The organism is Shinella sp. 838, assembly GCF_029623935.1.
Taxonomy (GTDB): Bacteria; Pseudomonadota; Alphaproteobacteria; order Rhizobiales; family Rhizobiaceae; genus Shinella.
Genome location: NZ_JARSBQ010000003.1, coordinates 243,408 through 262,895 on the forward strand (window position 1 = coordinate 243,408; position 19,488 = coordinate 262,895).

A 19,488-nucleotide genomic window follows, 5' to 3' on the forward strand; every position below is an offset into this window, starting at 1 on the left:
GCCGAACGAAAGAGGGCAGGATCGCATGTCGGATGTCGAGAAATCGCTGGAAGAGCTTTGTGTCGAGCGCGGCATGCGCATGACCGAGCAGCGCCGCGTGATCGCGCGCGTGCTCGAGGCTTCGGCCGATCACCCGGATGTGGAAGAGCTTTATCGCCGTTCGTCGGCGGTCGATGCGCGCATTTCCATCTCCACCGTCTATCGCACGGTCAAGCTCTTCGAGGACGCCGGCATTATCGAGCGCCACGACTTTCGCGACGGGCGTTCGCGCTATGAGACCGTGCCGGACGAGCACCACGACCACCTCATCGACCTGAAGAGCGGCGAAGTCATCGAGTTCCACTCGCCGGAGATCGAAGCCTTGCAGGAGCGTATCGCCCGCGAACACGGCTTCAAGCTGGTCGATCACCGCCTCGAGCTCTATGGCATTCCGCTCAAGGAGGGCGAGTGAGGCGGATCCCGTTTCCCTTGACCCTCGGCCGGTGATCCCTTGATCGTCTGGCTGCGTCTTGCCTTCGCTTTTCTTGTTCTCGTCGCGGCGACAGTCATCCTGCTGCCCATCCAGCTTGTCGGCCTGCGCTTCAATCTGAAGATCCGCCGTCGCGTGCCGCGCCTCTGGCATCGCGTCGCTTGCTGGGGGCTCGGCCTCAGGGTGCGGGTGCATGGCACGCTGGAAACGAAGCGGCCCTTGCTGCTTGCCTCCAACCATGTCTCCTGGAAGGACATCATGGTGCTCGGCTCGGTGGCCGACGTCGTCTACATCGCCAAATCCGAGGTGCGCGGCTGGCCGGTCTTCGGCATTCTCGCCCGTCTCCAGGCGACGATCTTCGTCGAGCGCGAGCAGCGCCAGAAGACCGGCGACCAGGTGGACGAGATCGCGCGGCGCATGGCGGACGGCGAGATCGTCGTGCTTTTCCCGGAGGGAACCACGTCGGACGGCAACCGCCTGCTGGAGATCAAGACGTCGCTCTTCGGCGCTGCCGCGTCCGCCGTGCCTCATGCGCCTGAGGGTGTCGTGTTCATCCAGCCGGTCTCGATCGCCTATACCGGCGTGCACGGCATGGCCATGGGCCGCTTCCACCGCCCGCTTGCCGCCTGGCCGGGCGATATCGAGCTTCTGCCGCATCTCCTCGGCATTGCGCGGGAAGGAGCGGTGGATGTGGATGTCGATTTCGGCGAGCGGGTTGACTATTCCCGCAGCAGCAATCGCAAAGAGGTGAGTCGCACGGTCGAGGTGCGTATTCGCGCCATGCTGGGCGCGCGCCTGCGCGGGCGGTAGACCGGCGGGCGCAACGGGGCTTCATTTTCCGGGGCTTTTCCACTATGGAAGCGGCCATGAGCGAACAATCCGTCCTCCCGCCCGAAGCCAGCGCCACGCCGAGCGTGCGCCCGAACACCCGCAAGGTCTTCGTGAAGACCTATGGCTGTCAGATGAACGTCTATGACAGCGACCGCATGACGGATGCGCTGTCAAAGGACGGCTACCAGGCGACGGACGTGCTGGAAGAGGCCGACCTCGTCCTTCTCAACACCTGTCACATCCGCGAGAAGGCGGCGGAAAAGGTCTATTCCGAACTCGGGCGCCTGCGCGAGATGAAGAAGGCGCGCGCCAAGGACGGCCGCGAAATGGTGATTGGCGTCACCGGCTGCGTCGCCCAGGCCGAAGGCAAGGAAATCCTGCGCCGCGCACCGGCGGTGGACCTGGTGATCGGACCGCAGACCTACCATCGCCTGCCGGAGGCGCTGCGCCGCGCCGAGGGTGGCGAACGCGTCGTCGAGACGGACTATGCCATCGAGGACAAGTTCGAGCACCTTCCTGCGCCGGAAAAGGCAAGGACCCGCGCCCGTGGCGTCACAGCCTTTCTGACGGTGCAGGAAGGCTGCGACAAGTTCTGTACCTTCTGCGTGGTGCCCTATACGCGTGGTTCGGAAGTCTCCCGTCCGGTTTCGCAGATCGTCTCGGAGGCCGAGCGTCTCGTCGAAGGGGGCGTGCGGGAGATCACGCTGCTCGGCCAGAACGTCAATGCCTGGCACGGCCTCGGCCCGGATGGTGGCGAATGGGGCCTTGGCGACCTGCTTTACCGGCTGGCCGAGATCAAGGGCCTTGCGCGCCTGCGGTATACGACCAGCCATCCGCGTGACATGGACGATCGCCTGATCGAGGCCCACCGCGACCTGCCGGCGCTGATGCCTTACCTGCATCTGCCCGTCCAGTCCGGCTCCGACCGCATCCTGAAGGCGATGAATCGGCGCCACACGGCGGCCGAGTATATCGCCCTTATCGAGCGCATTCGCGCCGTCCAGCCGGAGCTGGCGATTTCCGGCGACTTCATCGTCGGCTTCCCCGGCGAGACCGATCAGGACTTCGAGGACACGATGCGCCTCATCGAGGCGGTCGGTTATGCACAGGCATTTTCGTTCAAGTATTCCATCCGCCCCGGTACGCCCGGCGCCGACATGGATGGCCATGTCGCGGAAGACGTTAAGTCGGAACGCCTTGAAAGATTGCAGGCTTTGCTGTTTCAACAGCAGCGCGAATTCGCCCGCGGCTGTGTCGGCAAGGAGATCGACCTGCTCCTGGAGAAGCCCGGCCGCATGCCCGGCCAGCTCGTCGGCCGCTCGCCCTGGCTGCAGCCTGTGAATGTTGATGCAAAACTGTCGGAAATCGGTGACATTATCCGGGTACGAATCACCGATACCGGGCCCAACAGCCTTTTCGCGGAAGCGATCGGTTGACGGGCGGATCGCAAGGAGCCTGACCGCTTGAACGGACACGAATTGACGACGTCATCGCCGCGCCAGTCGAAAAGCCAGACCGACGCCAACCAGTTCGTGCTGACCTTCGAGAACAATCGATACGCGAGCGAGCTCTTCGGTCAGTTCGACCAGAACCTGAAGCTCCTGGAGCAGCGCCTCAACATCGATGCGCGGGCGCGCGGCAATTCCGTTTCCATCTCCGGCGACGTGGTGGCCACAAACCAGGCCCGCCGGGCGCTGGATTATCTCTATGATCGTCTCCAGAAGGGCGGCTCGATCGAGCTTTCCGACGTGGAAGGCGCGATCCGCATGGCGATCGCCGCGGACGACCAGCTTTCGCTGCCGACAATGGAGCGCAAGGCCAAACTCACCATGTCGCAGATCTCCACCCGCAAGAAGACCATCGCCGCCCGCACGCCGACGCAGGATACCTATATCCGCGCGCTGGAGCGCTCCGAGCTCGTCTTCGGTGTCGGCCCGGCCGGCACGGGCAAGACCTATCTCGCCGTCGCCTATGCCGCCCAGCTTCTGGAGCGCGGCGCGGTCGACCGCATCATCCTGTCGCGTCCGGCCGTCGAGGCCGGCGAGCGCCTAGGCTTCCTGCCGGGCGACATGAAGGAGAAGGTCGATCCCTATCTGCGCCCGCTTTATGACGCGCTCTATGACATGATGCCGGGCGACAAGGTCGAACGCGCCATCACGGCCGGCGTCATCGAAATCGCGCCGCTCGCCTTCATGCGCGGCCGTACGCTCGCCAATGCCGCTGTCATCCTCGACGAGGCGCAGAACACGACTTCGATGCAGATGAAGATGTTCCTGACGCGTCTCGGCGAAAACGGCCGCATGATCGTCACGGGTGATCCAAGCCAGGTCGACCTGCCGCGCGGCGTCAAATCCGGCCTCGTCGAAGCCCTGCAGATCCTCAAGGGCGTCGAGGGCGTGTCGGTCGTGCGCTTCAAGGATGTCGACGTGGTCCGCCACCCGATGGTCGCCCGCATCGTGCGGGCCTATGAAGCCCAGACGGCAGTGCAGGACGAAAGCGAGCAGCTGGACCGCTGAGGCGGTCCTCGATCCTCATGAGCGAACTCGACATCCAGATTTCCATCGAAGAGGGCGCATGGCCCTCCGAAGAACGCTTGCTCGACATCAGCGGGCGGGTCCTTGGTGCGGCCGCAAAATTCCTTCGGCGGGAGGAAAAACAACCCTTCCCGAAGACCGGCGCACCGGAAGTCTCGCTCGTTTTCACCAACGACGAAGCCATCCGCGGCATCAATGCGGAATGGCGCAGCCAGGACAAGCCGACCAATGTCCTGTCCTTCCCGGCCTTTCCGCTGACGCCTGGAAAAGTGCCGGGCCCGATGCTCGGCGACATCATCTTCGCCGAGGAAACCCTGACCCGCGAGGCGGCCGATCTCGGCAAGTCCTTCGACGATCATCTCACACATCTGATGGTGCATGGATTTCTGCATCTCTTCGGCTATGATCATATGGACGATGAAGAAGCGGAAAAAATGGAGGGGCTGGAGACTCGCATTCTTGCCGAGCTTGGCCTATCTGACCCCTACGGGGATGACCCCGATGAATAGTTTGGACCAATGAGCGACTTTAGAAACCAGTCCGTAGCGACGGAAAAGAGCGAGGCGGAGGCCTCAAGTCAGGACGAGGCGGGCAGTAGTAGCAGCGCGCCGAAGCCGGAAAGCGGGGGCCGGACATCCTTCTGGTCCCGTGCAGCACGGCTTTGGCGCATGACAGGTGCCTCCAGTCTGCGCAAGGACCTCGCCGAGGCCCTGATGACGGAAGAGAGCGGCGGCGAGCCGACCTTCCTGCCCGAAGAGCGGGCGATGCTGCACAACATTCTTCGTTTCCGCGAGGTGCGGGTCGAGGATGTCATGGTGCCGCGGGCCGATATCGAGGCCGTCGATCAGGACATCACGATTGCCGAACTGATGGTGATCTTCGAGGATTCCGGCCGTTCGCGCATGCCGGTCTACAACGAAAGCCTCGATGATCCGCGAGGCATGGTCCATATCCGCGACCTGCTCGCCTATGTCACCAAGCAGGCTCGCAACAAGCGGCGTACCGGTGCAAAGGCCGCACCCGCCAGTGGCGAGAAGCCGGCCCGCACGCCAAAGGCCGAGTTCGACCTTGGCCGCGTCGATCTGTCGAAGACCGTCGCCGAAGCCGGTATCATCCGTCAGGTTCTTTTCGTGCCGCCTTCCATGCTTGCCGCCGACCTCATGGCACGCATGCAGGCCGACCGCACGCAGATGGCCCTCGTCATCGACGAGTACGGCGGCACGGACGGCCTTGCCTCGCTGGAAGACATCGTCGAGATGGTCGTCGGCGATATCGAGGATGAGCACGACGACGACGAAGCCATGATCCAGCGCGTGAGCGACGACGTCTTCATCGCCGATGCCCGTGTCGAACTCGAGGAACTGGCCGAGGCGATCGGCCCGGACTTCGACATCCGCGAACAACTGGAAGATGCCGATACGCTCGGCGGCCTGATCTTCGCTTCGCTTGGTCGCATTCCGGTGCGCGGCGAGGTGGTGCAGGCGGTGCCTGGTTTCGAATTCCATATCCTCGACGCCGACCCGCGTCGCGTCAAACGGGTGCGTGTCACCCGCAAGCGCGCCGGCTCCGTTCGCCGCCGCGAGCGCAAGCCCGAGGGTGAGGGACTGTCCCTTGCCGGCGAGCGGAAAAAAATGCCGGAACAGCAGAACGATGGGGCGAACGCCGAATAGTCGGGCGGCACCTTCGAAAAACGATCTGCGCCTTGTGCCGCCGTGACGCGGGACAAGGCGCTGGTTTTTTGGGAAACTGGCGCGGCTGATTCGGGGACATAAAAAGGGGACAGCATGGAGCGGCTTGCGGGCAGGGTCATGCTCCTGTCTGGGACAAGACGGGCGCTTTTGGCATTTCTTGCGGGCTTGATCGGGGTGCTGGCACTGCCATCCTTCGGCTTCTTTGCGGCGCTGTTCGTCTCCTTCACCTTGCTCGTCTGGTTGCTCGACGGTGCCAGCGCCGCGCCGGAGGCAGGCTTGCTGCGGCGCCTCGCGCCCGCCTTCCGTATCGGCTGGCTCTTCGGTTTCGGTTATTTCGTTGGCGGGCTCTGGTGGCTCGGCAACGCGCTGCTCGTCGAGGCGGACGCCTTCGCGTGGGCGTTGCCGCTCGCCGTATTTGGTCTGCCGGCCTTCCTTGCTCTCTACTACGGCTTTGCGGCGGCGCTCGCCCGCCTCCTCTGGTCGGACGGCATGGGGCGCATCGCGGCGCTCGGCTTCGCTTTCGGCATTGCGGAATGGCTGCGCGGCACGCTGTTCACCGGGTTCCCCTGGAATGCCGTCGGCTATGGAGCGATGCCCGTGCCGTTGCTCATGCAGTCGGCGGGCGTCGTCGGCATAGCCGGTATGAACGCGCTTGCCGTCTTCGTCTTCGCTGCGCCGGCACTGATCGGTACGCGGCGCGGCCGCGAGATCGGCCTGTCGCTCGCCGGTCTGCTGTTCGCTGCTCAGCTCGGTTATGGCTATTATGCCCTTTACCTCGTGCCGGCGCCCGAAGACGAGACGGCCGTCATCCGCCTCGTCCAGCCGGTCATCGACCAGGCGATGAAGCTCGACGACAGCGCGCGCGCGGAAATCTTCGAGCGGCATCTCGCCCTGAGTGTCGCCAAGCCGGCGGAGGGTGGCAAGCGACCTGACATCATCGTCTGGCCGGAGACGTCCATTCCCTTCATCCTGACGGACAATCCCGACGCGCTGGTGCGTATCGCAGCCGTGTTGGAGGATGACCAGATGCTGATCGCCGGTGCCGTGCGCACCGAAAGCGCCGGCTCCGGCAAGGCCCCGCGCTACTACAACTCCATCTATTCCATTGACGGCAAGGGACAGATAACCGGCGCAGCCGACAAGGTGCATCTCGTACCCTTCGGCGAATACATGCCCTTTGCGGAGATGTTCGAAGGTCTCGGCGTCGACGCCGTCGCAATGCCGGGCGGCTTTTCTGCCGCCCGCGAGCCGCAGCTGCTGAGCGCGCTCGGCAAGGGGTTTTATCCGCTGATCTGCTACGAGGCGATTTTCCCCTCGGAGATTACCGGGTCGGCCGATACGGCCGCTGCTCTTCTGAACGTCACCAACGATGCCTGGTTCGGAAGGACGCCCGGCCCCTACCAGCATTTCCAGCAGGCGCAGCTGCGCGCTGTCGAGCGCGGTCTCCCGCTGATTCGCGCCGCCAACAACGGCATTTCTGCCGTGGTGGATGCCAAGGGCAGGGTGGTTGCGGGTCTTGCTCATGACGTTCCGGGCTTTGTTGATGCAACCGTTCCGGGAAGGTTTGCGCCCGGTGAGTTGGCAAAGTGGCGGAATTGGTCGTTTCTGATTGTGCTTGCCGTTCTATTCGTGGCAGCAGGCATTTCTCGCATTGGTTTTGGAAACAGGACGAATTGACCGAAAACCCCTAAAATAGCATAGTGCACGCCGTCGGCGGTTTTCTTGTATTGTGGCGACCTTCAGGGTTTGCGCATACAACGTGACGTTAAGTCTCCTGAGGGCCGTCGGCAGGGTGGGGCCATTTCCGCGCGTTAGGACACATTGATGATGGAAAACAAAAAGAAGCCGAATCCGATTGATATTCACGTCGGCAGCCGGATCCGGCTTCGCAGGACCATGCTCGGCATGAGTCAGGAGAAGCTCGGCGAAAGCCTCGGCATCACCTTCCAGCAGATCCAGAAATACGAGAAGGGCACGAACCGCGTCGGCGCCAGCCGTCTGCAGAACATTTCGAGCATTCTCAACGTGCCCGTCTCCTTCTTCTTCGAGGATGCGCCGGGCGAGCAGGCGGATGCCCAGACGGGCTTTGCCGAAGCATCGAGTTCAAACTATGTGGTCGACTTCCTGTCGTCCTCCGAGGGTCTCCAGCTCAACCGGGCCTTCGTCAAGATCGGCGACCCCAAGGTGCGCCGCAAGCTCGTGGACCTCGTGAAGGCGCTCGCTGCCGAGGCCGAACTCGAGTGACCTCCCGGTGAGATTGGCAAAGAAAAGGCGGTCCTTCGGGGCCGCTTTTCGTTTGTACGGGAGCCTGCCACGTGGGCGTGACAAGCGTGCGGCAACACCTGGAATGCCGGGACATAAACATATTCTTATGTCCTTCTGTGCTTGTCTTTCCCCTGCGAACTGAATAACAACGTCGAAGTCCATTTTCTTTGAGGGGAATTCCCGCATGCGCAGCAGTTATCTCTTCACCAGCGAGTCCGTCGCCGAGGGCCACCCGGACAAGGTGTGCGACCGCATCTCCGACGAAATCGTCGATCTGGTCTACCGCGAAGCCGTGAAGTCGAAGGTCGATCCTTGGTCGGTCCGTATTGCCTGCGAAACGCTTGCGACGACCAACCGCGTCGTCATTGCTGGTGAAGTGCGCCTGCCGCCAAGCCTTCTGAAGAAGGACAAGGACGGCAACGACGTCATCAACCCCTCCAAGTTCAAGTCCGCCGCCCGCAAGGCGATCCGCGATATCGGCTACGAGCAGGACGGCTTCCACTGGAAGACGGCGAAGATCGACGTGCTCCTGCACTCGCAGTCCGCAGATATCGCCCAGGGCGTCGACAATGCCGCCGACAAGCAGGGCGACGAGGGTGCCGGCGACCAGGGCATCATGTTCGGCTACGCCTGCCGCGAAACCTCGGAGTTGATGCCGGCGCCGCTCTATTACTCGCACCGCATCCTCCAGCTTCTCGCCGACGCGCGCAAGAAGGGCGAGGGCGATGCGGGCAAGCTCGGCCCGGACGCCAAGAGCCAGGTGACCGTGCGCTATGTCGATGGCAAGCCCGCCGATGTCGCCTCGATCGTGCTTTCCACGCAGCATCTGGATGACAGCTGGGATTCCAAGAAGGTCCGTGAGGTCGTCGAGCCCTATATCCGCGAGGCGCTGCACGATATCGAGATCGCCGACGATTGCTCCTGGTACATCAACCCGACCGGCAAGTTCGTCATCGGCGGACCGGACGGCGACGCCGGCCTCACCGGCCGCAAGATCATCGTCGACACCTACGGCGGTGCAGCCCCGCATGGCGGCGGCGCCTTCTCCGGCAAGGACACCACCAAGGTCGACCGCTCCGCCGCCTATGCCGCGCGCTACCTCGCCAAGAACGTTGTTGCGGCCGGCCTTGCCGACCGCTGCACGATCCAGCTCTCCTACGCCATCGGCGTCGCCCAGCCGCTCTCGGTTTATGTCGACCTGCACGGCACCGGCAAGGTCAGCGAAGATGCTGTCGAGGAGGCGATCCGCAAGGTCATGGACCTTTCCCCGTCGGGCATTCGCCGTCACCTCGACCTCAACAAGCCGATCTACGCCAAGACGGCCGCCTATGGCCATTTCGGCCGCAAGGCCGGCCGTGACGGTTCGTTCGCCTGGGAGCGCCTCGACCTCGTCAAGGCTCTCAAGGAAGCCCTGAAGAACTGAGGCCAGCATGACGGATGCAGAGCGCCGCAGCCGCGCGAGCGAAGCCTTCTTCGGTCGTCGCAAGGGAAAACCGCTGCGGGAGCGGCAGGCGCAGCATCTTGAAACCGTGCTGCCGGTGCTGAAGGTCGACCTTTCGACCCCGGCACCGGCGGATATCACCACGCTTTACGATTTCTCCCCGAACCGGATGCGCCTCGAAATCGGATTCGGCGGCGGGGAACATCTCATCCACCGCGCGCAGGAAACGCCCGATACCGCCTTCATCGGCGTCGAGCCCTTCGTCAATTCGATGGCGAAGCTGATCGGCAGCATCGAGGAGACGGGCGCGAAGAACATCCGGCTTTATGATGACGATGCGACGGAGTTGCTGGACTGGCTTCCGGCAGCTTCGATCGATCAGATCGATCTGCTCTATCCGGATCCGTGGCCGAAAAAGAAGCACTGGAAGAGACGCTTTGTCTCGAAGGTCAATCTCGACCGCTTTGCCCGGGTGCTGAAGCCCGGCGGGCTCTTCTGCTTCGCGTCCGACATCGACACCTATGTCAACTGGACGCTTATGCACTGCGGTTCTCATCCCGCTTTCGTGTGGACCGCCGAAAACGCGGTCGACTGGCTGACGCCGTTTGCCGGCTGGCCGGGCACGCGCTACGAGGCCAAGGCCAAGCGCGAGGGCCGAAAGTCGGCCTATCTCACCTTCCGCCGTCTCTGACGGAAGGTTTTCGGGACATCAGTGCAGGCTGACGGTGCGCAGGTCGTCCTCGGCCGCCTTGTAGAAGGTGCTCGAGCGGTTGTCCGTCAGGAGGATCGGCGTGCCATCGGCGCCGAACAGGGCCCAGAGATCCAGGCTCGGGTCGATTTCCGGCGCTTCCGGGAAGACGCGCGAGACTTCATCGGCCTTCATCTTCCTGATGTAGCCGACTTCACCGGCGCCAAGATGCGCGAGGTCTGCCTTTGAAACGGTGGGGGTTACGCTCTTCAGTCCCATCTTTGCCTCCATGGCAATGCCGGCAGGGCCGGCCACCGGACGTCCACGGCCACCATGGCCCATCGGTACGTCAGGCGATCAGGTTACGCTTGAAACGTTCCGGCGGGTGTTCCCGCAGGAACGGCTCATGATCTAGTCTGATACGGAAATGTTAATTTTCTTTACCATTCGCACAGGCTCGGGCCGGATGAGGTCAACCGAGAGCAGGCCGTTCTTCAGCTCCGCTCCCGAAACGCGCATGCCGTCGGCAAGCACGAAGGTGCGTTGGAACTGACGGGCCGCAATGCCGCGGTAGAGATAATCCCGCTCGCTGCTGTCGACCTGGCGGCCGCGAATGACGAGCTGGTTTTCCTCCGTCGTCACATCGAGCTCCTCGTCGGAAAAACCTGCGACGGCAAGGGTGATGCGCAGCCGTTCCGGTGCGCCCGTCTCGCCGTTCGGCTGAAGCCGCTCGATATTGTACGGGGGGTAGCCATCATTGCCCTTGGCGATGCGCTCAAGGGTCTTTTCCATGGCGTCGAAGCCCAGGAGTAGCGGGCTCGTGAAAGGGGTCATGCGTGACATGCGTCTAGTCCTTGGCTTTCAAGCGACTTTGTGGCGGGACCCGGCCTCGGCATCCCGATGGTTGCAATATGGGGATTGCCGATGCAGGGCGCAAGACGCTTGCGAACGGCGATTTCGCAAATATAGTCGCCGCTTCGCCTGCGCAGCGCGGGCCAAGAACAGAACCAGTGAGGAAACGGAGACGGCATGTCTGAGCCACGGAAAATCATCATCGACACGGATCCCGGCCAGGACGATGCCGCCGCAATCATGCTGGCGCTCGGCAGCCCAGAACTCGATATCCTCGGTATCACCACCGTCGCCGGCAACGTGCCGCTGGCGCGCACGTCCTGCAACGCCCGCATCATCCTGGAATTCTGCTCCCGCACCGATGTGAAGGTCTATGCCGGCGCAGACAAGCCGATCGCCCGTCCGCTGATCACCGCCGAGCATGTCCATGGCAAGACCGGCCTCGATGGTCCGGAGCTGCACGAGCCTCGGATGCCGCTGGAGGCCCAGCACGCCGTGGACTTCATCATCGAGACACTCCGGCACGAACCGGCGGGCACGGTGACGCTCTGCACGCTCGGTCCGCTGACGAACATCGCGACGGCGCTGGAAAAGGCGCCGGACATTGCCGGCCGTGTGCGCGAACTGGTCATGATGGGTGGCGGCTTCTTCGAGGGCGGCAACATCACGCCGGCCGCCGAATTCAACATCTATGTCGATCCGGAAGCAGCCGCTGCCGTCTTCAAGTCCGGCATTCCGATCGTCATGATGCCGCTCGACGTCACGCACAAGGTTCTGACCCTGAAGAGCCGCGTCGCCGGGCTTCGTGCGATCGGCAGCCGCCCCGCCAAGGCCCTGGTCGAGATGCTGGATTTCTTCGAGCGTTTCGACGTTGAAAAATACGGCTCCGACGGCGGCCCGCTGCATGATCCGACCGTCATCGCCTATCTCCTGAAGCCGGAATTGTTCTCCGGCCGTAACTGCAACGTGGAGATCGAGACCGCTTCGCCGCTCACCATTGGCATGACCGTCGTCGACTGGTGGCAGGTTACCGACCGAAAGCACAATGCGCGGGTGATGAAGGATGTCGATGCCGACGGTTTCTTCGCTCTCCTCGCCGAGCGCGTCGGCCGTCTCTGATGCGTGGCCCCCGCAGCGCCGAACCGGGTGCCGAAGGCCGTTTCCACAAGGAGATGATGGCGCTCTACGATCGCTTCGCGACGCTTGGCTTCCGCCCGGTCCTGCTGCGCCGCTTCGTGCTGCTCAATGGCGGCGTGGGGGCCGCGAAGGAACTCGTGTTCAAACCCGGCACGACCGGGCTGGAGCGGCTGCTCGACGCGGGCAAGCCGGAGCTCTCCATGGAGGCGCTGATGCTGCGGCCTGAATACCGGGACCTCTTTTCCGAACTGGAGCTGAAGGAGGCCACGCAACGCCTTGCGAGCGCCAGCCGATCGCGCTCTCGCGGCCGGCTCCAGGCGCAGCCGACGGAGCGGAAGTAAGTCCCATAAACAAAAAGGCCGGCGGAGACGCCGGCCTTTTTCGTCATTCGGTCCGCCTCAGAACTCTTCCCAATCGTCCTGAGCAAGCGCCGTGTTGCCGGCGACCTGCGGCATGGCGCGGGCCGTCGTGCGCGGCGCCTGATAGGCGGTGCGCTGCGGCTGGACGTCGCGGCGGGTTGCCTGCTGTGCCGGCTGGGCGGCCATGGTGGCCGCGCCGGCGCGGAAGCGGGCGACGAGCGACTTCAGCGTCTGGGCCTCGTCGTTGAGCGCCATGGAGGCGGCGGTGGTCTCCTCGACCATCGCGGCGTTCTGCTGGGTCACCTGGTCCATCTGGTTGACGGCCGCGTTGATCTCCTTGAGGCCGACGGCCTGTTCGGAGGCGGACGAGGAGATCTGGCGGATGAGGCTGTTGATCTGGATGACCTGGTCGGCAATGTTTTCCAACGCGCTGCCGGCCTTGCCGACGAGATCGACACCCTCGCGGACCTGCACCTCGGAGGTGTTGATCAGCGTCTTGATCTCCTTGGCGGCGTTGGCCGAGCGCTGGGCGAGCTCGCGTACTTCCTGGGCGACGACGGCAAAGCCCTTGCCGGCTTCGCCCGCGCGCGCCGCTTCCACGCCGGCATTGAGCGCCAGAAGGTTTGTCTGGAAGGCGATGTCGTCGATGACCCCGATGATGTTGGAGATCTCGTGCGAGGAGTGCTCGATGCCGCGCATGGCGTCGATCGCCTTCTGCACCACTTCGCCGGACTTGCTGGCGTCGTTGCTGGCCGTTTCCACCGATTTGGCAGCGACGCGGGCATTGTCCGCGCTGGAGTTGACCTGCGAGGTGATCTGGTCGAGGGCGGCCGCCGTCTCTTCCAGGCTTGCCGCCTGCTGTTCGGTGCGGTGCGAGAGATCGGCCGCGCCCTTGGAAATCTCGCCGGTGCCACCGCCGATGTTACCGACCGAGGCATTGACCGTCTGGATCGTTTCCTCGAGGCTGGCGATCGCCGAGTTGAAATCGTTCTTGAGCTTGCCGTATTCGCCCGGGAAATCACCGGAGAGGCGGAAGGTCAGGTTGCCGGAGGAAAGCTGGGCAAGGCCGTCGCCGAGGCGGGCGACGATGTCGCGCTGGAGGGCACTCGATTCGGCGCGCTCGGCTTCCGATCGGTTGCGCTCGGTCTCGGTCAGCTGGCGCTGGTTGTCGGCTTCGGCTTCCAGGCGCTTGGTGTCTGCAAGCTGGTGGCGGAACCCTTCCAGAGCCTTGGCGACCGAGCCGGTTTCGTCCGAGCGCTCCTGGCCGGCGATCGGCTGGGTATAGACGCCGCTGCTGAGCGTTGCCACGCCGGAAACGAGGCCGGCAAGCGGCTTCTGTACGAAGACGCGAATGGCGGTGTAGAGGCCGGCAAGCACGGCGCCGAGAACGATCAGGCCACCGAGGATCATCATGCGGGTCTGGTCGTTGATCGGTGCGGCGATTGCTGCGCGCGGCACGTCGACCAGCACGATCCAGGACGTGTTGATGTCCGGCAGCGCAAAGGGGTAGACGACGCGGTCGAAGGCGGCCAGCTCGTCGAAGGAGAGGTTCTCGATGCGGCCAGTCTTGCCTGTGGCAAGGGCTTCCTTGACGATCTCGGCACCCTGGCCGTCATAATCCGTCATCAGGAGGTCGGCGTTCGGCGCAACGATCCACTTGCCGGTCTGCGACAGCAGCATGACGCGGCCCTCACCGAAGGGCTTCAGCTGGCTGAGTTTTTCGTTGAGCGTCTTCAGCGAGACATCGACGCCGGTGACGCCGATCAGCTTACCGCCCGGAGCGACCGGAAAGGCGATGGAGGCCATGGTGAAGCCTTCGCCGGTCGAGCTTTCCTTGTAGGGCTGGCTCATCGCACCCTTGCCGCTGCCGGCAGCCAGCGAATACCACTCGGCCTTGTAGTCGGATTCGAAGGTGGAAAGCGCGATGGAGCCGTCCTTGCGCTTCGTCCAGTAGGGGTTGAACGAGCCGTCCTTGAACGTGCCGGTTTCCAGCTGCTCGGCCGTCTCGCGCGATTTGCCGTCGAAGGCGTTCGGCTCTTCCGCAAACCAGCTGCCGAGCGCGAAACTGTTCTTTTCCGCATTCGCCTTGATGAGGTCGACCACTTCCTTGCGGTCGAAATGCCCGCCGGCCTGGCCTTGCTCGATCACGCCCGCCATGGAGCGCGCGGCGCTGGCCAGCTGGCCGATATCGGTCGCGATGTCGGCGGCGATCGCCTTCGCCTCGGTGTCGGCTTCGGAATAGACGAGATCGGCGACGCGGCTCTGCGTCTGGCCGATGAGTACGGTATTGGAGGCGAGCATCACCAGGGCGATCGTGCCGCCGGTAACCGCGATGAGCTTCGTCGCGAGCGACTTGGCCTGGAACTTGAACATAAAATCCTCACGATGAGAGACGTCCGCGGCGGCACCGCGGAGGAGCACATTCGTTTGCAGGGGGTCTCCATCATGGAGGTCGGGGCGCGCGACCAGCGCCGACGGCAGCCGACCGGAAGGGCCGCGCCTGAGGACTTCAGTAACCTATAAAATATTAATAAATAGCCAAATATCGCCACCACTTCTCGGCGCAACCAGCTGATTTTTCAGGCGCCGCAGCCAATGCGACGCCCGATGTGCCAATTGCGAAATCCGGCAGGCGGAGCCGCCGCATCGACGTCAGATTTCGGCGTCGACGGCGGGAGCGAAGGGGATGGAGGGCTGGGCGCCGGGCTTCAGGCAGGCGAGCGATCCGGCGACGGCTGCACGGCGCAGCGCCTCCTTGAAGCCGAGGCCGGCATCGAGCGAGGCGGCAAGATAGCCGCAGAACGTATCGCCCGCCCCCACCGTATCGATAGGCTCGATCTTGAGGCCGGCGGCGCGGAAGATCTCGTTCTTGCGGATCGCGACGACGCCATCGGCGCCAAGCGTGACGATGATCGTCTGGCCGCTGTCGGCATGCAGTGCGCGCATCGTCGTCTCGCGCGCCTCGTCGGAGAGCTCGCCCTTGCCGACGAAGAGGTCGAATTCCGTTTCATTGGCGACGAGGATATCGGCCATCGCGCCGAGGCGGCGGGCATCGGCGCTGAACGGCGCGATGTTGACGACCGAGATGGCGCCCTTCTGCTTGGCGCTGACGAGCGCGGCTTCGATGGCGGCATTGGGAATTTCGAACTGCAGCATCAGATAGTCGCCACGCGTCATGCCGCCGACGGTGCGCTTGGCGTCCTCCTCGCTGACGGTGCCGTTGGCGCCCGGTACGACGACGATGACGTTCTCACCCTCGTCGTCCACAAGGATATGGGCCGTGCCGGTCGCCTCGGCGGCGGAGCGTACGCCGTTGAGGTCCACGGCGGCGTCGGCGAGCAGGGCCAGCGCCTGGCTGCCGAGCCGATCGTCGCCGACGGCGCCGGCCATGCGTACGATCGCGCCGGCGCGACGGGCGGCGAGCGCCTGGTTGGCGCCCTTGCCGCCAGCGGCGGTGGTGAAGCTGCTGCCCATCACCGTCTCACCCGGCTTCGGCAGGCGTTCTGGCGTGGCGATGAGGTCCATGTTGATGGAGCCGAAGACGGTGATCATGAGAGGTGCCCCTTATGGTTTCCGCCGGACACTGCCCGAGGCGGTCAGTCTTCGTCAACCACCCTCAGGCGAAGCTGTCCAGTTCGGGTCTCGACAGCCGCCTCCGCCGGTGGAGAAAGCGGTGCGGTTGCCTCGAAATCCATGTCCCCGATGCGCGCGCCGCGCCGCGTGAGCTTCTCTGTCGAGGTCAGGATGAGGTCTACATCCTTCTGGGCTGCGGTGAAATGACCGGAAAGCTTGCGCACCCGGTCGTCGAGCCGCGTCAAATCGTCCATCAGCCTGGCGACCTCGCCCTGGATGACATGGGCCTGCTCGCGCATGCGCTGATCCTTCAGAAGCGCCTGCAATACCTGCACGGAGAGCATCAGCAGCGATGGCGAGACGATGACGATGCGTGCCCGGTGTGCCCGCTGCACGATAGCCTCGAAATTCTCGTGGATGCTGGCGAAGATCGATTCCGAGGGCACGAAGAGGAAGGCGGTGTCCTGCGTCTCGCCGGCCAGCAGGTACTTTTCGGCGATATCGCGGATATGGGTCTCCATGTCGCGGCGGAATTGTTGCGCGGCGAGCTTGGCGGCCTCGGGAGAACGTCCGTCCGACAGGGCATTCCATGCCTCGAGCGGAAATTTTGCATCGATGACGAGGGGCGGCTGGCCGTTCGGCATGCGGATCGTACAATCCGGTCTGACGCCGTTGGAAAGCTGCGCCTGGAACTGGTAGGCGCCCGATGGCATGGCATCGGCGATGATTGTCTCCATGCGCGACTGGCCGAAGGCGCCGCGCGTCTGCTTGTTCGACAGGATCGCCTGGAGGCCGACCACGTCTTTCGCCAGGGACTGGATGTTGCTCTGCGCATTGTCGATGACGGCAAGCCGTTCCTGCAGGCGGCGCAGGTTTTCGTGCGTCGAGCGGGTCTGTTCTGAGATCGACTGGCCGAGCCGCTGCGTCAGGCCGTCGAGCCTGGCATTGATCGCCTGGTTTGTTTCCGACTGCTTGGAGCCGAAGACCTCGGCCATGGCGGCGACGCGTCCCTGCATTTCCGTCTGCGCTTTCAGGAGTTCGGCAAAGTGCAACTCCGCCATGCCCGCAGCCTCGCGCTGGCGCGCCTGACTGCGGCGGGCCGAAAGGAGGCCGAAAACGGCGATCAGCGCGGCTGCGAGCAGCATGAGCGCCGGGCCGGGGCCGCCAAGTCGAGTGAGGAAGGAGGCAAGCAACATGTCAAAGGTCGGATCGATCATGCCGCGACCATAACACGAATTGCGGCGGAAACCAGATCATAACGTGAACAGAGATGCGCGCACTGCAGCGCCGGCGGCAGTCGAAGCCGATTGAAAGCGTCAAAAAACCGCGCTAAGGAGGCGCATGACCATCAAGCCGCTGATTATCCTTCCCGATCCGATCCTCCGCCAGGTTTCGAAGCCCATCGAGACCATCGACAGCGAGGTGAAGAAGCTCGCCGACGACATGCTGGAAACCATGTACGATGCGCCGGGCATCGGCCTTGCCGCCATCCAGATCGGTGTGGCGCGCCGCATGCTGGTGCTCGACGTCTCGAAGGAGGGCGAGGACAAGAAGCCACTCGTCTTCATCAATCCGGAAGTCGTCTCCGCTTCGGATACCCGCTCGGTCTACGAGGAGGGTTGCCTGTCGATCCCGGACTATTATGCCGAGGTCGAGCGTCCTGCCGTCATCACCGTCAAGCACCTCGACCGGGACGGCAAGGAGCAGCTGACGGAGGCCGACGGGCTGCTGGCGACCTGTCTTCAGCACGAGATCGATCACCTCAACGGCGTGCTGTTCATCGACCATATTTCGAAGCTGAAGCGCGAGATGGTGATCCGCAAATTCACCAAGGCGGCGAAGCTGCGCGGCAGCAAGGCGCTCTGAGGCGACAACCGCCCAGGTTTCCGTTTTCCCGCAATGCCGGAGGCAAAACGCTTCGCGCCTTTGCCGGTATTGCTTTCATGGAGGCTGACCGATGGCCCTTCGCATCATCTTCATGGGCACGCCGGATTTCTCCGTGCCGACGCTGGAGGCGTTGGTGAAAGCCGGCCACGAGATCGTCGCCGTCTATTCGCAGCCGCCCCGCCCGGCCGGCCGCCGTGGCCTCGAACTGGTGAAGTCGCCGGTGCACCAGGCGGCGGAAAAGCTTGGGCTTCCGGTCTTCACGCCGCTTAATTTCCGCGAGGAGGCCGATCGCGCGGCCTTTCACGCGCTGAAGGCGGACGTCGCCGTCGTCGTCGCCTATGGTCTCCTGCTGCCGGAGGCGATCCTGACCGGTACCCGGCTCGGCTGTTACAACGGCCATGCCTCGCTGCTGCCCCGCTGGCGCGGCGCGGCGCCCATCCAGCGGGCGATCATGGCGGGTGATGCGGAAACCGGCATGATGGTCATGCAGATGGAAAAGGGGCTTGATACCGGCCCGGTCGCGCTCACCCGTCGGGTGGCGATCGGCGACGGCATGACGGCCGGCGAGCTGCATGACGCCCTGATGCAGGCAGGTGGCGCCCTGATGACGGAGGCCATGGCAAAGCTGGAGGCCGGCGACCTGCCGTTGACCCCGCAAGCCGAGACGGGCGTGCTCTACGCCGCCAAGATCGACAAGGCCGAGACCCGCATCGATTTTTCCCGCCCGGCTGGCGATGTGCACAACCATATCCGCGGTCTCTCGCCCTTCCCCGGCGCCTGGTTCGAGCTGCCGGTCGGCGGCAAGCCGGAGCGGGTGAAGGTGCTGGCGAGTGCGCGGGCGAGTGAAACCACGGCGAAGGCTGCCGGCACGGTTCTCGACGACCGGCTCACGGTCGCCTGCGGTGATGGCGAAGCCGTGCGGCTCGTGCGCCTGCAGAAGGCGGGCGGCAAGCCGCTCGACGCAGCGGATTTCCTTCGCGGCACGCCGGTCGCGGCCGGCCAGGTCATCGGCTGATGCCGCGCTACCGCCTCCGCATCGAGTATGATGGCACGCCCTATGTCGGCTGGCAGAGGCAGGACAACGGGCACTCCGTGCAGGGGGCCATCGAGGCGGCCATCCTGTCGCTGACGGGCGAGACCGTCTCGATCCGCGGCGCGGGGCGCACGGATTCCGGCGTGCATGCCATGGGACAGGTGGCCCATGCGGATCTTTCACGGGTGTGGAAGGACCACACGCTGCGCAACGCGCTCAACGCCCATCTCGGCATGGCCCGCGAGCGGGTCGTGATCCTCGATGCCGCTGAGGTGCCCGATGATTTCGACGCCCGCTTCTCGGCGGTGAAGCGGCACTATCTCTATCGCATCATCTCACGCCCGGCGCCGTTGGCGCTGGAGGCGAACCGGGCATGGTTTGTCACCAGGACGCTCGACCACCAGATGATGCATGCCGCCGGGCAGTTGCTGGTCGGCAGGCATGATTTCACGACCTTCCGGGCTGCCCAATGCCAGGCGAACAGCCCGGTGCGCACCATCGACCGGCTGGACGTGACGCGCAGCGGCGACCTGATCGAGATGCGCGTTTCGGCGCAGAGCTTCCTGCACAACCAGATCCGCTCCTTCGCCGGCACGCTGAAGCTGGCGGGGGAGGGCAAGTGGACGCCGGAGGATGTGCGCAGCGCGCTTGAGGCACGCGACCGCAAGGCCTGCGGCCCCGTTGCGCCGCCGGACGGGCTCTACTTCATGGCCGTCGACTACTAACCG

Annotated in this window: 20 protein-coding genes; 15 read left to right on the top strand and 5 right to left on the bottom strand. The window is 64.1% G+C overall.

The window, feature by feature from the left end; genetic code table 11:
* Positions 1-25: 25 nt before the first annotated feature.
* The 10 genes from P9A16_RS12720 (at position 26) to trmB (ending at position 9,922) form a co-directional block, all read left to right on the top strand.
* Entirely contained in the window at positions 26-451 is a 426-nt protein-coding gene (locus P9A16_RS12720; RefSeq protein ID WP_023515885.1) for a Fur family transcriptional regulator, read from the top strand.
* Positions 452-547: 96 nt separating this feature from the next.
* The gene (locus P9A16_RS12725; RefSeq protein WP_439604466.1) at positions 548-1,279 is read left to right on the top strand and encodes a lysophospholipid acyltransferase family protein; all 732 of its coding nucleotides are present in this window, start codon (positions 548-550) and stop codon (positions 1,277-1,279) included.
* Positions 1,280-1,335: 56 nt separating this feature from the next.
* A complete protein-coding gene (miaB, locus tag P9A16_RS12730; protein WP_023515887.1) occupies positions 1,336-2,736 on the top strand; it encodes a tRNA (N6-isopentenyl adenosine(37)-C2)-methylthiotransferase MiaB in 1,401 nt (466 codons plus the stop codon).
* Between the two features lie 27 nt (positions 2,737-2,763).
* Positions 2,764-3,816 carry a PhoH family protein gene (locus P9A16_RS12735; protein WP_023515888.1) on the top strand — a complete coding sequence of 351 codons (1,053 nt, stop codon included), beginning with the start codon at positions 2,764-2,766 and terminating at the stop codon, positions 3,814-3,816.
* Positions 3,817-3,833: 17 nt separating this feature from the next.
* Positions 3,834-4,343 carry an rRNA maturation RNase YbeY gene (gene ybeY / locus P9A16_RS12740; protein WP_024270227.1) on the top strand — a complete coding sequence of 170 codons (510 nt, stop codon included), beginning with the start codon at positions 3,834-3,836 and terminating at the stop codon, positions 4,341-4,343.
* Positions 4,344-4,352: 9 nt separating this feature from the next.
* Complete coding sequence (locus P9A16_RS12745) at positions 4,353-5,504, top strand: hemolysin family protein (RefSeq protein WP_024270226.1); 1,152 nt, start codon at positions 4,353-4,355, stop codon at positions 5,502-5,504.
* Positions 5,505-5,618: 114 nt separating this feature from the next.
* The gene (gene lnt, locus P9A16_RS12750; protein WP_024270225.1) at positions 5,619-7,202 is read left to right on the top strand and encodes an apolipoprotein N-acyltransferase; all 1,584 of its coding nucleotides are present in this window, start codon (positions 5,619-5,621) and stop codon (positions 7,200-7,202) included.
* Between the two features lie 147 nt (positions 7,203-7,349).
* Complete coding sequence (locus P9A16_RS12755; RefSeq protein WP_024270224.1) at positions 7,350-7,769, top strand: helix-turn-helix domain-containing protein; 420 nt, start codon at positions 7,350-7,352, stop codon at positions 7,767-7,769.
* A gap of 205 nt (positions 7,770-7,974) precedes the next feature.
* Positions 7,975-9,213: a methionine adenosyltransferase gene (gene metK / locus P9A16_RS12760; protein WP_023516952.1), complete on the top strand. Its 1,239-nt coding sequence runs from the start codon at positions 7,975-7,977 to the stop codon at positions 9,211-9,213.
* Positions 9,214-9,220: 7 nt separating this feature from the next.
* Positions 9,221-9,922, top strand: coding sequence for a tRNA (guanosine(46)-N7)-methyltransferase TrmB (gene trmB / locus P9A16_RS12765; RefSeq protein ID WP_024270223.1), 702 nt, complete (start codon positions 9,221-9,223; stop codon positions 9,920-9,922).
* An 18-nt stretch (positions 9,923-9,940) separates the two neighbouring features.
* On the opposite strand, the gene P9A16_RS12770 is transcribed toward trmB, so the two are convergent.
* Both P9A16_RS12770 and P9A16_RS12775 read right to left on the bottom strand, forming a co-directional pair.
* A complete protein-coding gene (locus P9A16_RS12770; RefSeq protein ID WP_024270222.1) occupies positions 9,941-10,198 on the bottom strand; it encodes a DUF1150 family protein in 258 nt (85 codons plus the stop codon).
* Between the two features lie 132 nt (positions 10,199-10,330).
* On the bottom strand, positions 10,331-10,762 hold the full coding sequence (locus P9A16_RS12775) for an Hsp20 family protein (RefSeq protein WP_024270221.1): 432 nt from the start codon (positions 10,760-10,762) through the stop codon (positions 10,331-10,333).
* A gap of 186 nt (positions 10,763-10,948) precedes the next feature.
* Here P9A16_RS12775 and P9A16_RS12780 point away from each other — a divergent pair, with 186 nt between their 5' ends.
* Both P9A16_RS12780 and P9A16_RS12785 read left to right on the top strand, forming a co-directional pair.
* Positions 10,949-11,890: a nucleoside hydrolase gene (locus P9A16_RS12780; RefSeq protein WP_023512917.1), complete on the top strand. Its 942-nt coding sequence runs from the start codon at positions 10,949-10,951 to the stop codon at positions 11,888-11,890.
* Positions 11,890-12,249, top strand: coding sequence for a hypothetical protein (locus P9A16_RS12785; RefSeq protein WP_023512916.1), 360 nt, complete (start codon positions 11,890-11,892; stop codon positions 12,247-12,249). The genes P9A16_RS12780 and P9A16_RS12785 overlap by 1 nt, the downstream gene beginning before the upstream one ends.
* Positions 12,250-12,306: 57 nt before the next feature.
* Here the strand turns inward: P9A16_RS12785 and P9A16_RS12790 are convergent, their stop codons facing one another.
* The 3 genes from P9A16_RS12790 to P9A16_RS12800 form a co-directional block, all read right to left on the bottom strand.
* On the bottom strand, positions 12,307-14,640 hold the full coding sequence (locus tag P9A16_RS12790; protein WP_023512915.1) for a methyl-accepting chemotaxis protein: 2,334 nt from the start codon (positions 14,638-14,640) through the stop codon (positions 12,307-12,309).
* Positions 14,641-14,919: 279 nt separating this feature from the next.
* Positions 14,920-15,819, bottom strand: a complete 900-nt coding sequence (locus tag P9A16_RS12795; RefSeq protein ID WP_023512914.1) for a ribokinase — start codon at positions 15,817-15,819, stop codon at positions 14,920-14,922.
* Between the two features lie 44 nt (positions 15,820-15,863).
* Positions 15,864-17,036, bottom strand: coding sequence for a DNA recombination protein RmuC (locus tag P9A16_RS12800; protein ID WP_037405966.1), 1,173 nt, complete (start codon positions 17,034-17,036; stop codon positions 15,864-15,866).
* Between the two features lie 145 nt (positions 17,037-17,181).
* Between P9A16_RS12800 and def the strand changes: the two genes are divergently transcribed.
* The 3 genes from def (at position 17,182) to truA (ending at position 19,485) form a co-directional block, all read left to right on the top strand.
* Positions 17,182-17,706 carry a peptide deformylase gene (gene def / locus P9A16_RS12805; RefSeq protein WP_023512912.1) on the top strand — a complete coding sequence of 175 codons (525 nt, stop codon included), beginning with the start codon at positions 17,182-17,184 and terminating at the stop codon, positions 17,704-17,706.
* A gap of 91 nt (positions 17,707-17,797) precedes the next feature.
* Positions 17,798-18,742: a methionyl-tRNA formyltransferase gene (fmt, locus tag P9A16_RS12810; protein WP_023512911.1), complete on the top strand. Its 945-nt coding sequence runs from the start codon at positions 17,798-17,800 to the stop codon at positions 18,740-18,742.
* Complete coding sequence (gene truA, locus P9A16_RS12815; protein WP_023512910.1) at positions 18,742-19,485, top strand: tRNA pseudouridine(38-40) synthase TruA; 744 nt, start codon at positions 18,742-18,744, stop codon at positions 19,483-19,485. Before fmt ends, truA begins: the two co-directional genes overlap by 1 nt.
* Positions 19,486-19,488: the final 3 nt, after the last annotated feature.

Bases quoted from the DNA above. Each gene is read 5' to 3' on its own strand.
- P9A16_RS12720 (WP_023515885.1), top strand. From the start codon at position 26: ATGTCGGATGTCGAGAAATCGCTGGAAGAGCTTTGTGTCGAGCGCGGC.
- miaB (WP_023515887.1), top strand. From the start codon at position 1,336: ATGAGCGAACAATCCGTCCTCCCGCCCGAAGCCAGCGCCACGCCGAGC.
- ybeY (WP_024270227.1), top strand. From the start codon at position 3,834: ATGAGCGAACTCGACATCCAGATTTCCATCGAAGAGGGCGCATGGCCC.
- P9A16_RS12745 (WP_024270226.1), top strand. From the start codon at position 4,353: ATGAGCGACTTTAGAAACCAGTCCGTAGCGACGGAAAAGAGCGAGGCG.
- lnt (WP_024270225.1), top strand. From the start codon at position 5,619: ATGGAGCGGCTTGCGGGCAGGGTCATGCTCCTGTCTGGGACAAGACGG.
- P9A16_RS12755 (WP_024270224.1), top strand. From the start codon at position 7,350: ATGATGGAAAACAAAAAGAAGCCGAATCCGATTGATATTCACGTCGGC.
- metK (WP_023516952.1), top strand. From the start codon at position 7,975: ATGCGCAGCAGTTATCTCTTCACCAGCGAGTCCGTCGCCGAGGGCCAC.
- trmB (WP_024270223.1), top strand. From the start codon at position 9,221: ATGACGGATGCAGAGCGCCGCAGCCGCGCGAGCGAAGCCTTCTTCGGT.
- P9A16_RS12770 (WP_024270222.1), bottom strand. From the start codon at position 10,198: ATGGGACTGAAGAGCGTAACCCCCACCGTTTCAAAGGCAGACCTCGCG.
- P9A16_RS12775 (WP_024270221.1), bottom strand. From the start codon at position 10,762: ATGTCACGCATGACCCCTTTCACGAGCCCGCTACTCCTGGGCTTCGAC.
- P9A16_RS12780 (WP_023512917.1), top strand. From the start codon at position 10,949: ATGTCTGAGCCACGGAAAATCATCATCGACACGGATCCCGGCCAGGAC.
- P9A16_RS12785 (WP_023512916.1), top strand. From the start codon at position 11,890: ATGCGTGGCCCCCGCAGCGCCGAACCGGGTGCCGAAGGCCGTTTCCAC.
- P9A16_RS12790 (WP_023512915.1), bottom strand. From the start codon at position 14,640: ATGTTCAAGTTCCAGGCCAAGTCGCTCGCGACGAAGCTCATCGCGGTT.
- P9A16_RS12795 (WP_023512914.1), bottom strand. From the start codon at position 15,819: ATGATCACCGTCTTCGGCTCCATCAACATGGACCTCATCGCCACGCCA.
- P9A16_RS12800 (WP_037405966.1), bottom strand. From the start codon at position 17,036: ATGTTGCTTGCCTCCTTCCTCACTCGACTTGGCGGCCCCGGCCCGGCG.
- def (WP_023512912.1), top strand. From the start codon at position 17,182: ATGACCATCAAGCCGCTGATTATCCTTCCCGATCCGATCCTCCGCCAG.
- fmt (WP_023512911.1), top strand. From the start codon at position 17,798: ATGGCCCTTCGCATCATCTTCATGGGCACGCCGGATTTCTCCGTGCCG.
- truA (WP_023512910.1), top strand. From the start codon at position 18,742: ATGCCGCGCTACCGCCTCCGCATCGAGTATGATGGCACGCCCTATGTC.